This is a genomic window from Streptomyces sp. NPDC045695, assembly GCF_056432025.1.
The window spans coordinates 136,063-147,009 of the sequence record NZ_JBWKJU010000015.1 but is presented as its reverse complement, the minus strand read 5'-3'; the positions used below and the strand labels follow the sequence as shown (position 1 = coordinate 147,009).

General features: G+C 72.2%; 9 protein-coding genes and 3 pseudogenes. 9 read left to right on the top strand and 3 right to left on the bottom strand.

Going from position 1 to position 10,947, the window contains the following annotated elements; all coding sequences use genetic code 11:
* Positions 1 to 8 precede the first annotated feature (8 nt).
* The 8 genes and pseudogenes from AC07DU_RS24365 to AC07DU_RS24330 all read left to right on the top strand — a co-directional run.
* Positions 9 to 221: pseudogene (locus AC07DU_RS24365) on the top strand (response regulator); the annotation flags it as partial.
* A gap of 150 nt (positions 222 to 371) precedes the next feature.
* Positions 372 to 3,152, top strand: coding sequence for a DNA translocase FtsK (locus tag AC07DU_RS24360; protein ID WP_479032512.1), 2,781 nt, complete (start codon positions 372 to 374; stop codon positions 3,150 to 3,152).
* Between the two features lie 219 nt (positions 3,153 to 3,371).
* On the top strand, positions 3,372 to 4,265 hold the full coding sequence (locus AC07DU_RS24355; RefSeq protein ID WP_479113548.1) for a helix-turn-helix domain-containing protein: 894 nt from the start codon (positions 3,372 to 3,374) through the stop codon (positions 4,263 to 4,265).
* A gap of 126 nt (positions 4,266 to 4,391) precedes the next feature.
* On the top strand, positions 4,392 to 5,897 hold the full coding sequence (gene rimO / locus AC07DU_RS24350; RefSeq protein ID WP_479032506.1) for a 30S ribosomal protein S12 methylthiotransferase RimO: 1,506 nt from the start codon (positions 4,392 to 4,394) through the stop codon (positions 5,895 to 5,897).
* On the top strand, positions 5,894 to 6,550 hold the full coding sequence (gene pgsA / locus AC07DU_RS24345; protein ID WP_360892628.1) for a CDP-diacylglycerol--glycerol-3-phosphate 3-phosphatidyltransferase: 657 nt from the start codon (positions 5,894 to 5,896) through the stop codon (positions 6,548 to 6,550). Before rimO ends, pgsA begins: the two co-directional genes overlap by 4 nt.
* Positions 6,551 to 6,612: 62 nt before the next feature.
* Entirely contained in the window at positions 6,613 to 7,122 is a 510-nt protein-coding gene (locus AC07DU_RS24340; RefSeq protein WP_479113563.1) for a CinA family protein, read from the top strand.
* Between the two features lie 109 nt (positions 7,123 to 7,231).
* Positions 7,232 to 7,612 (top strand): helix-turn-helix domain-containing protein, encoded by a 381-nt coding sequence (locus tag AC07DU_RS24335; RefSeq protein WP_030012484.1) that lies wholly within the window; start codon positions 7,232 to 7,234, stop codon positions 7,610 to 7,612.
* 144 nt (positions 7,613 to 7,756) lie between these two features.
* Positions 7,757 to 8,074 (top strand): hypothetical protein, encoded by a 318-nt coding sequence (locus tag AC07DU_RS24330; protein ID WP_479113561.1) that lies wholly within the window; start codon positions 7,757 to 7,759, stop codon positions 8,072 to 8,074.
* Here AC07DU_RS24330 and AC07DU_RS24325 read toward each other — a convergent pair.
* The 3 genes and pseudogenes from AC07DU_RS24325 to AC07DU_RS24315 all read right to left on the bottom strand — a co-directional run.
* On the bottom strand, positions 8,022 to 8,792 hold the full coding sequence (locus AC07DU_RS24325) for an SDR family NAD(P)-dependent oxidoreductase (RefSeq protein ID WP_479113546.1): 771 nt from the start codon (positions 8,790 to 8,792) through the stop codon (positions 8,022 to 8,024). The genes AC07DU_RS24330 and AC07DU_RS24325 overlap by 53 nt on opposite strands.
* Before the next feature lie 32 nt (positions 8,793 to 8,824).
* Positions 8,825 to 9,100: pseudogene (locus AC07DU_RS24320) on the bottom strand (nuclear transport factor 2 family protein); the annotation flags it as partial.
* Positions 9,101 to 9,110: 10 nt separating this feature from the next.
* Positions 9,111 to 9,964: pseudogene (locus AC07DU_RS24315) on the bottom strand (Fpg/Nei family DNA glycosylase); the annotation flags it as partial.
* Positions 9,965 to 10,164: 200 nt separating this feature from the next.
* On the opposite strand from AC07DU_RS24315, the gene AC07DU_RS24310 reads away from it, so the two are divergent.
* Positions 10,165 to 10,872, top strand: a complete 708-nt coding sequence (locus AC07DU_RS24310) for an NADPH-dependent F420 reductase (protein WP_479113544.1) — start codon at positions 10,165 to 10,167, stop codon at positions 10,870 to 10,872.
* Positions 10,873 to 10,947: the final 75 nt, after the last annotated feature.

Here is a 10,947-nt window from a genome sequence, read left to right as displayed (position 1 = left end):
CGTAGACGGCAGGACTGCTGGCCGAGCTCTCCGCGCGGCTCGCGGCGGTCGAGGAGCAGGCCGAGGCGCTGACCAAGCAGCTCGGCGAGGATTCGGCCGACGCGGGCGTGGTGGCGACCGCGGCCCATCTGGAGCGCAAGCTCACCGGGCTGCGGCGGGCGCTCGACGCGCTGGAGCCGGGGACCGCCGGAGGAGCTCCGGTCCTGCCCTCGCAGAACTGACCTCGCAGAACTGACCTCGCCCGCACCGGGTCTGGCGATGCGTCACGGTGCGGATGCGGTGCGTCAGAGCGTCGGCCGAGCCGACGACACGAACGGGTGAAGGGGTGGGCACGCGTGTCCACCGGCACGCGCACCGGTAACCTCGGGCCCATGGCCTCACGTACGTCCGGCAAGGGTTCCCAGAGCGCCGCGGGCACCGCGAAGGGCCGCACCGGCCGTACGACGGCGCCGGCGAAGAAGACTGCCCCCGCACGCAAGCCCCCCGCGAAGAAGGCCGCGCCCGCCAAGCGGGCCCCGGCCAAGAAGGCCGCGGCCAAGCCCGCGCCCTCCCCGACGGGGGGTGTGGTGCGGCTGGTGCGCGCCGTGTGGCTGGGCTGCGCGCACGCGGTCGGCGCGGTCTTCCGCGGCATCGGCCAGGGGGCCAGGAACCTCGACCCGGCCCACCGCAAGGACGGCGTGGCGCTGCTGCTGCTCGCCCTCGCGCTGATCGTCGCCGCCGGAACCTGGTCGAACCTGAGCGGTCCCGTCGGGGAACTGGTCACCATGCTGGTCACCGGCGCCTTCGGACGACTGGATCTGCTCGTTCCGATCCTGCTGGGCGTCATGGCGGTACGTTTCATCCGCCACCCCGAGCAGACCGATGCCAACGGCCGCATCGGCGTCGGGCTCTCCGCCCTCGTCATCGGTGTCCTGGGTCTGGTCCACATCGCCTGCGGGGCGCCCGGCCGGGACGAGGGGACCGCCGCGATGCAGGACGCGGGCGGGCTGATCGGCTGGGGCGCCTCCAAGCCGCTGATCTTCACCATGGGTGCGCCGCTGGCCGTGCCCCTGCTGGTGCTGCTCACGGTCTTCGGGCTGCTGGTGGTGACCGCGACCCCGGTCAACGCGATCCCGCAGCGGCTGCGCAGGCTGGGCATCCGGCTCGGGGTCATCGCCCCCAACGAGTACGACGAGGGCTACGAGGAGGGCGAGGGCGGCGCCCCCGAGCGGCGGGAGCGCCACGACCCCGAGCAGTGGCGGGCCCGCAGCGGGGCCGGCGCGGACTTCGCCGACCCGGTGGACGCCGTCGAGGAGGAGGCGCTCGCCCGGCGGCGCAGGCCGCGCAGGGCCGCCGCCCGCCCCGCCGGGGACCGCGAGATGGACGCCGTCGACGTGGCCGCGGCGGCGGCCGCCGCGCTGGACGGCGTGGTCTACGGGGGCATGCCGCCCTCGCCGCTGGTCGCCGACCTGACGCAGGGGATCACCGTGGAGCGGGAGGGCGCGGAGCCCACCGCCCCGGTGCCGACCGCCCGCGGGGAGCGCTCCGTACCGGCTGCGGCTGCCGCTGCCCCGGCCGAGGAGCCGCACGCCACCACCGCCGCGGCCTCGGGGACGCTGTCGGTGCCCGATCTGACCAAGGCCCCGCCGCAGCCCCAGGCGCTGCCGCCGCGCGCCGAGCAGCTCCAGCTGCGCGGGGACATCACGTACGCGCTGCCCTCGCTGGACCTGCTGGAGAAGGGCGGGCCGGGCAAGACCCGCAGCGCCGCCAACGACGCCGTGGTGGCCTCGCTGCGCAACGTCTTCACCGAGTTCAAGGTCGACGCGGACGTCACCGGCTTCACCCGCGGCCCGACGGTCACCCGCTACGAGGTCACCCTCGGCGCGGCGGTGAAGGTCGAGCGGATCACGGCGCTGACCAAGAACATCGCCTACGCCGTGGCCTCGCCGGACGTGCGGATCATCAGCCCCATCCCGGGCAAGTCGGCGGTCGGCATCGAGATCCCGAACACCGACCGCGAGATGGTCAACCTGGGCGACGTCCTGCGCCTCGCGGACGCGGCGGAGGACGACCACCCGATGCTGGTCGCGCTCGGCAAGGACGTCGAGGGCGGCTACGTCATGGCCAACCTCGCCAAGATGCCGCACGTGCTGGTGGCCGGCGCCACCGGCTCCGGCAAGTCCTCCTGCATCAACTGCCTGATCACCTCCGTCATGGTCCGGGCCACCCCGGAGGACGTCCGGATGGTGCTGGTGGACCCCAAGCGGGTGGAGCTCACGGCGTACGAGGGCATTCCGCACCTGATCACGCCGATCATCACCAACCCCAAGCGGGCCGCCGAGGCGCTCCAGTGGGTCGTGCGCGAGATGGACCTGCGCTACGACGACCTGGCCGCCTTCGGCTACCGGCACATCGACGACTTCAACCAGGCCATCCGCGACGGCAAGATCAAGCTGCCGCCGGGCAGCGAGCGCGAGCTCAGCCCGTACCCGTACCTGCTCGTGATCGTCGACGAGCTGGCCGACCTGATGATGGTGGCCCCGCGGGACGTCGAGGACTCGATCGTGCGCATCACCCAGCTGGCCCGCGCGGCCGGCATCCACCTGGTGCTCGCCACCCAGCGGCCCTCCGTGGACGTGGTGACCGGCCTGATCAAGGCGAACGTGCCCTCGCGCCTGGCCTTCGCCACCTCCTCGCTGGCCGACAGCCGGGTCATCCTCGACCAGCCCGGCGCCGAGAAGCTCATCGGCAAGGGCGACGGGCTGTTCCTGCCGATGGGCGCGAACAAGCCGGTCCGGCTCCAGGGCGCCTTCGTCACCGAGGACGAGATCGCCGGGATCGTGCAGCACTGCAAGGACCAGATGGCGCCCGTCTTCCGGGAGGACGTCACCGTCGGGCAGAAGCAGAAGAAGGAGATCGACGAGGACATCGGCGACGACCTGGACCTGCTGTGCCAGGCGGCCGAGCTGGTGGTCTCGACGCAGTTCGGGTCGACCTCGATGCTCCAGCGCAAGCTGCGGGTGGGCTTCGCGAAGGCCGGACGGCTCATGGACCTGATGGAATCGCGGGGGATCGTCGGCCCGAGCGAGGGGTCGAAGGCGCGCGACGTCCTGCTGAAGGCCGACGAGCTGGACGGCGTGCTCGCCGTCATCCGCGGGGAAGCGCATCCGTAGCGAAATCACGGGCAACCGTTTCCCCTGGGCGCGCGTCCAGTTGAAGGGAGGTGGCGGCACTGCGCACGGCGCCGGGCCGCCGCACCGACCGGGACCCGCCTCCCGCCTCCCGTCGCCATTCGGATGGCGTAGGAAGTGCACCCTCCGGTTGCTCCACCCTTTCGTCACCCCCCTAGACTGGACATCCAGCAGGTGGCTACACGCTCGAAAGGCGCCCACGTGTCCATCGGCAACTCCAACTCCCCCGAAGAAGAGCGTCCTTCGACCGACGACCGGTCCGAGGACCGGCTCGTCGAACGCTCCGTCGAAGAACCGTCCATCGGGACGGCCCTCAAGAAGGCCCGGATCGCTGCCGGGCTCACCGTCGACGAGGTCAGTTCCACCACCCGCGTGCGCATCCCGATCGTGCACGCGATCGAAAGTGACGACTTCACGCGGTGCGGTGGCGACGTCTACGCCCGCGGTCACATCCGTACGCTCGCCCGCGCCGTACACCTCGACCCGGCACCCCTGGTCGAGGCCTACGACGCGGCCCACGGCGGTCGGCCGGCACCCACGCCCGCCGCACCGATGTTCGACGCCGAGCGGATCCGCCCCGAGCGGCAGCGGCCCAACTGGACCGCCGCCATGGTCGCCGCGATCGTCGCCGTGATCGGCTTCGTGGGCTTCACCGCCTTCAGCGGCGGCGACGAGAAGGACAAGCGGCCGGTGGCGGAAGGTTCCGCCTCCCCGAAGCCCGCGGCACCCCAGCAGACCGGCGGGAAGCCCGCCGCGCCCCAGACCCCGCAGGCACCCAAGCCGGAGCCCTCGGACAGCGCCATCGCCGCCGCGCCCAAGGACCTCGTCACGGTCGTCCTGACCGCGGACACGGGCGAGAGCTGGATCTCGGCGAAGGACTCCACCGGCCGGCTGCTCTTCGACGGCACCCTCATGCAGGGCGAGTCCAAGACCTTCACGGACAAGGAGTCCGTCGACCTCGTGCTCGGCGACGCCGGGGTCGTGAAGCTCTTCGTGAACGGCAAGGAGATCAAGGAAGACTTCCAGCCCGGACAGGTGGAACGTCTCACATACAGCAAGGCCGACCCCCTCCAGGACCAGCCCCAGGCGGGCTGACCCGAGGCCGCCCTAGGGCGGAAGGCTTGAATCCGGATCCCCGGAGTGCGGCGCCGCACTCCGGGGATCTCGATGTGCGGGGACGTGCGGCAGGGGCCGACGCCGGGACGAAGTAGTCTTGAGTCCATGCCCGAACGCCGTACCGTCGCCCTTGTCACTCTTGGCTGCGCCCGTAACGAGGTGGACTCGGAGGAGCTCGCAGGCCGCTTGGCGGCGGATGGCTGGGAGCTCGTCGAGGACGCCGCCGATGCGGACGTAGCCGTCGTCAACACCTGCGGCTTCGTCGAAGCCGCCAAAAAGGACTCCGTAGACGCCCTGCTGGAAGCCAACGATCTGAAGGATCACGGCAAGACCCAGGCCGTCGTCGCCGTCGGCTGCATGGCCGAGCGCTACGGCAAGGAGCTCGCCGAAGCGCTGCCCGAGGCGGACGGCGTGCTCGGCTTCGACGACTACGCCGACATCTCCGACCGCCTCCAGACCATCCTCAACGGCGGCATCCACGCCTCCCACACCCCGCGCGACCGGCGCAAGCTGCTGCCGATCAGCCCGGCGGAGCGCCAGGGCGCCACGGTGGCCCTGCCGGGCCACGCGCAGGGACCCGCCGAGGAGCCGGCCGAGGCCCCCGCCGACCTGCCCGAGGGGATCGCACCCGCCTCCGGGCCGCGCGCGCCGCTGCGCCGCCGCCTGGACAAGAGCCCGGTGGCCTCCGTGAAGCTCGCCTCCGGCTGCGACCGGCGCTGCTCCTTCTGCGCCATCCCGTCCTTCCGCGGATCCTTCGTCTCCCGCCGTCCCAGCGACGTGCTGGGCGAGACCCGCTGGCTGGCCGAGCAGGGCGTCAAGGAGGTCATGCTGGTCTCCGAGAACAACACCTCGTACGGCAAGGACCTCGGCGACATCCGGCTGCTGGAGACCCTGCTGCCGGAGCTGGCCGCGGTGGACGGCATCGAGCGGGTGCGCGTCAGCTACCTCCAGCCGGCCGAGATGCGGCCCGGCCTGATCGACGTGCTCACCTCGACCCCCAAGGTCGTCCCGTACTTCGACCTCTCCTTCCAGCACTCGGCCCCCGACGTGCTGCGCGCCATGCGCCGTTTCGGTGACACCGACCGGTTCCTGGAACTGCTGGACACCATCCGCTCCAAGGCCCCGCAGGCCGGCGTCCGGTCCAACTTCATCGTCGGCTTCCCCGGCGAGAAGGAGTCGGACTTCGCCGAGCTGGAGCGTTTCCTCACCCACGCCCGCCTCGACGCCATCGGCGTCTTCGGCTACTCGGACGAGGACGGCACCGAGGCCGTCACGTACGACCACAAGCTGGACGAGGACACCATCGCCGAGCGCCTGGCCCACATGCAGCGCCTCGCCGAGGAGCTCACCTCGCAGCGCGCGGAGGAGCGGATCGGCGAGACCCTGGAGGTACTCGTCGAGACGGTCGTCCCGCTCGACGAGGCGGAGGAGGGCGAGGGCGCCTACGGACGCGCCGCCCACCAGGCCCCCGAGACCGACGGCCAGGTCGTCTTCACCGACGGCGCGGGCCTGGTCCCCGGGCGTATCGTCACGGCGAAGGTGGTCGGCACCCTGGGTGTGGACCTGGTGGCCGAGCCCCTGGGCATGGACCTCGAGGAGGCGGCCGGATGACCGGAGTCCCGGCATCTGCGGCGGGCGGGACCGGCCGCCGGCCCGCGCCCGGCGCGAAGCTGGGGGCCGCGGCCGTCAATCAGGCCAGCCTGTGGAACATCGCCAACATCCTGACGATGATCAGGCTCGTCCTGGTGCCGGGATTCGTCCTGCTGCTGCTCGCCGACGGGGGCTACGACCCCGTCTGGCGGGCGCTGGCATGGGCGGCCTTCGCCGTCGCCATGATCACGGACATCTTCGACGGGCACCTGGCCCGGGCGTACGACCTGGTCACCGACTTCGGGAAGATCGCCGACCCGATCGCCGACAAGGCGATCATGGGCTCGGCGCTGATCTGCCTTTCCTGGCTCGGTGACCTCCCCTGGTGGGTGACCGGGGTGATCCTCGGGCGGGAGCTCGGGATCACGCTGCTCCGCTTCTGGGTCATCCGCTACGGCGTGATTCCCGCCAGCCGCGGCGGCAAGCTGAAGACCCTGGCCCAGGGCACGGCCCTGGGCATGTACGTACTCGCGCTGACCGGACCGCTGGCGACGTTGCGCTTCTGGATGATGGCGGTGGCCGTCGTGCTGACGGTCGTCACCGGTTTGGACTACATCCGCCAGGCGGTCGTGCTGCGCCGCCAAGGTCTCGCCGCGGAGCGGGCCGAGAGGTGACGTACGCGGCGGGGAGTTCCGCGGCGGCGCAAGCCGGTGCCGCGGAGGCGGGAGAGGCCACAGTGGCCGGAGTGGCTGCGGAAGTGTTGCGGCTGCTCGCGGAGAGTGACCAGAGCCTCGCCGTGGCCGAATCCCTGACCGGAGGCATGGTGGCCGCCGAGATCACAGCCGTCCCCGGTGCCTCGCTGTCCTTCCGTGGCTCGGTCACGGCCTATGCGACGCAGGTCAAGCACCGGGTCCTGGGGGTGGATGCGGCACTGCTGGAGGCCGAGGGCGCGGTGAACGCGCAGGTCGCGGCCGAGATGGCGGCCGGTGTGCGGCAGCTGATGGGCGCTTCGTGGGGAATCGCGACCACCGGAGTGGCCGGTCCGCAGCCGCAGGACGGGCAGCCGGTGGGCACCGTCTTCATCGCCGTGGAGGGTCCGGGGAGCAGGAAAACGGCCCTGCTGAGGTTGAAAGGCTCCCGTACGGAAATTCGTAGGGAGAGTGCACGCACAGTGCTGGAACTTCTCTCAGGCCAACTCCGTGAGAATGCGCGGAGGCAGGATACGGAACAGAACGGGGGGATTTGATGTTTGCAGCCCTGAGTGAACACGACATCGCTCCCCGCACGGCCGCGGCGCGAGGCGGTACGGTGGGGCGTGAAGGATGCGGCTACACGGTCAGAGGAGGGAGCCACCGATGATTCTGCTCCGTCGCCTGCTGGGTGACGTGCTGCGTCGGCAGCGCCAGCGCCAGGGCCGTACTCTGCGCGAAGTCTCCTCGTCGGCCCGAGTTTCGCTCGGCTATCTCTCCGAGGTGGAGCGGGGGCAGAAGGAGGCATCCTCCGAGCTGCTCTCCGCGATCTGCGACGCGTTGGACGTACGGATGTCCGAGCTGATGCGCGAAGTCAGCGATGAACTGTCGCTGGCCGAGCTGGCACAGTCGGCCGCGGCAAGCGAACCGGTGAGCGTGCCGGTCCGCCCGATGCTCAATTCGGTCTCCATGGCTTCGGTCACGGGTGGGCCGGAGCGGGTGACCATCAAGGCACCTGCGGAAGCGGTGAATGTCGTAGCCGCGTGAGCGAGTACGTGAGCGAATGAGCGTGGCCGGAGCCCCGGCCGGTGCCTGAGGCGCCGGCCGGGGCTCCTGGCCGTTCTGGGTGCGGGTGCGGGGGCCGTGCGGGAGGATGGGGCCCGTACGGGTCCTGGCCCCTGGGAGGTGGCCGTGCGGCGGTTACTGCGCATACCTGCGGCCTTGGCCCTCGCGCTGGCGGTGGGTGCGCTGTGGTGGTGGGCCGTGCTGCGGCTGGTGCTGGCCCCCGACGAGTCGGGGGCGGTGGAGGGCGCGGTGGCGGTGGGCGGCTGGGGGCTCGGGCTGCTGCCGGTGCACTGTGTGCCGGAGCCGGTGCGCAAGGCCCGGAGGCGGGCTGCGGAGGCGGGCTCCGGCGGTGAGGCGGGGCCTGGCGGTGGGGCAGGCCCTGCCGACGGCGTCACCACGGCATCGAGACTCCCCCGTTCGGGCGAAGGATCTGGCCTGTCATGAAGGACGAGGCGTCCGAGGCCAGGTAGAGCACGGCCTGGGCGATGTCCTCGGGCTCGCCGACCCGGCGCAGGGGGGACATGCGGATCATCGCCGCCTCGGTCTGCTCCTGGACCTCGGGGCTGTGGCGGCCGGTCATGGGCGTGCGGATCCAGCCGGGGGCGACGGCGTTGACGCGTATGCCGTGGGGGCCGGCCTCGGTGGCGAGGGTCTTGGTCAGCTGGACGACGGCGGCCTTGGCGGCGCTGTAGCAGAGCAGGCCGGGCTGGGCGGCGTCCACGGCGCCGGAGGCCATGGTGACGATCGAGCCGGGGCGGCCCGCCGCGATCATGGAGCGGGCGGCTTCCTGGCAGGTGCGCAGGACCCCCTTGAAATTGATGTCCAGGACGCGGTCGAGGTCCTCGTCGGTCGTCTCCAGGACGCTGCTGGTGTGCATGACCCCGGCGATGGCGGCGGCGATGTCGAGCGGTCCCGCCGCGCTGACGGCCGCCCGCAGGGCGGTCCGGTCGGTGACGTCGAGGAGGTGGACGCGGGCGCTGCCGCCGGCCCCGGCTATGAGGGCGGCCGTCTCGGCGAGGCCCTTCTCGTCGCGGTCCGCGCAGTGCACGCGGGCGCCCGCGGCGGCGAGGACGGCGGCGGTGGAGCGGCCGATGCCGCTGGCGGCGCCGGTGACCAGTGCGGTGCGGCCGGTGAGGTCGTACGGGGCTGTGGGTGTGGGCATGCCGGGACGGTACGAGGGGATCTGACGGGGCGTCAACTAGACGGGCGGGGCTCGTCGTACACGTGCCAGCGGGTGATCAGGCCGTCCTGGACGGTGGCGGTCCAGTGGGCGGGTCCGGCGAGACGGGGCTCGGAGCACTCGGAGCGGCCGGCGGCGCTGACGACGTCGTGGTGCACGACCACCGAGGTGAAGACGTTGCGGTAGTCCGGGAAGGCGACGAAGAGGCTCCGCCAGGCGTCGAGGCAGGCCTGCTTGCCCGCGAGGACGGTGCCCGCGGCATCGACGAAGGTGTGGTCCTGTGACATCAGGGCGGCCAGGCCGTCGAGGTCGTGGGCGGTGATGCGGTCGTTGAAGGCCAGCACGGCCGCCCGGGGGTCGCCGCCCACGGGGCCGCTCTGGCAGCGGGGGCACCAGTACGTGGGGCGGTCGTCCTGCGGGGCCTCGCGGATCGCCGCGCCGCAGCGCAGGCAGGGCCGGTGGGCGCGCCCGTAGACGAAGAGTTCCTGGCCGGGCCGGCGGATTCCGGTGGTGTTGCGGGGGTGGTAGCCGGGGCCGATGTTGGCCGCGAGCAGGCGGTGGGCGGCGCCCGGGATCTTGACGAGGGTGGCCGCGGGGACGTCGCCGACGGGCGTCCAGGGGGTGACCCGCGCCATGAAGCAGAGCTCGGCCTTGTAGACGTTGCCGATCCCGGCGAGGTTGCGCTGGTCGAGCAGGGCCTCGCCGATGGGGCGTTCGGGGGCGCAGCGGAGGTTGGCGACGGCGCGGTCGGGATCCCAGTCGGGGCCGAGGAGGTCGGGGCCGAGGTGACCCACGGCCCGGTCCTCCTCGGCGGTGCGCAGCAGTTCCAGGACGGGCAGGCGGTAGCCGACGGCCGTGTACTGCGAAGTGCCGAGCACGGCCCGGATCTCGTGGGCGGGGCCGCCGTGCCAGCGCTCGCCGGTGGCGAAGACCTGCCAGGCGCCGTCCATGCGGAGGTGGCTGTGCAGGGTCAGCCCGCCCTCGATCCGGGCCAGGAGGTGCTTGCCGCGCGGTACCACCTCCAGGACCGTCCGGCCGGTGAGGTCGGTGGTGGCCAGCCGTGGCACGCGCAGGTCGCTGCGGGTGAGCGGGCGGCCGGCCAGGGCCGCGTGCAGCCGGTCCGCGGCGCGCCGGACGCTGTCTCCTTCGGGCATGTGCTCATTGTGCGCGTGCGGTGGTGTGCGTGCAGTGGTGTGCGTGCGGTGGCGCGCGTGTGCGGCGCGGCGGACCGCGCCGGTCGCGGTCGCGGTCTTCAATGGCCCGTAGGGCCGTCGGACGGTCCTGACGAGCGCGCGGGCGCGGACGCGGGAGAGCGTTCGGGCGGCAACCGCCCGAACGGGAAGGGAGCACCGGCATGAAGGTCGCAGTCCTCGGAACCGGCGGCGGAGGCCGGGCGCACGCCGCCAGGCTGCTGGGACTCGGTCACGAGGTGTACGTGGGCACCCGGGACTCCGAGGTCACGCTCAGCCGCAACGAAACCGACTTCATGGGCATCGACCCCTTCGGGCAGTGGCTCGCCGAGCACCCGGGCATCGAGCTCCTGAACTTCGACGCCGCCGCGAGCGCCGCCGACTTCGTCATCAACGGGATCGACGGGGCCAACGCGGTGCGCGTGCTCAGCGGCATCGGCGCGCACCTGGCCGGCAAGACCCTCATGGACTACGCCGTCCCCTTCGTCTACAACGCCGAGCAGGCCCACCCCTGGCCCACGCCCTGGGGAGTGATGCCCGCGCTGGACCCCGTGGACCACGACAGTCTGGGCGAGCGGATCCAGCGCGCCCTCCCGGCGGTCAAAGTGGTCAAGGCCTGCGTCACCCAGGAGCAGGAGACCGCAGTCGACCCGAAGGCCGTGGCCGGAGGGGACCACACGATGTTCATCGCGGGTGACGACGACGACGCCAAGGCGCAGGTCACCGAGCTGCTGAGGGCGTACGGCTGGCGGGACGTCCTCGACCTCGGTCCTCTGGTCTCCGCGCGCGGCATGGAGATGTACGCCCACCTGCACAGCGCGATCCAGTTCGCCCTCGGCGGCGGCCGGTTCGGCATCAAGGTGATGCGCTGACGGGGAGTCCGGGCGGGACGGGACGAGCCCCCGCGACGGGGCGCCGTCGCGGGGGCTCGTGGTGGCAAGGGTGGA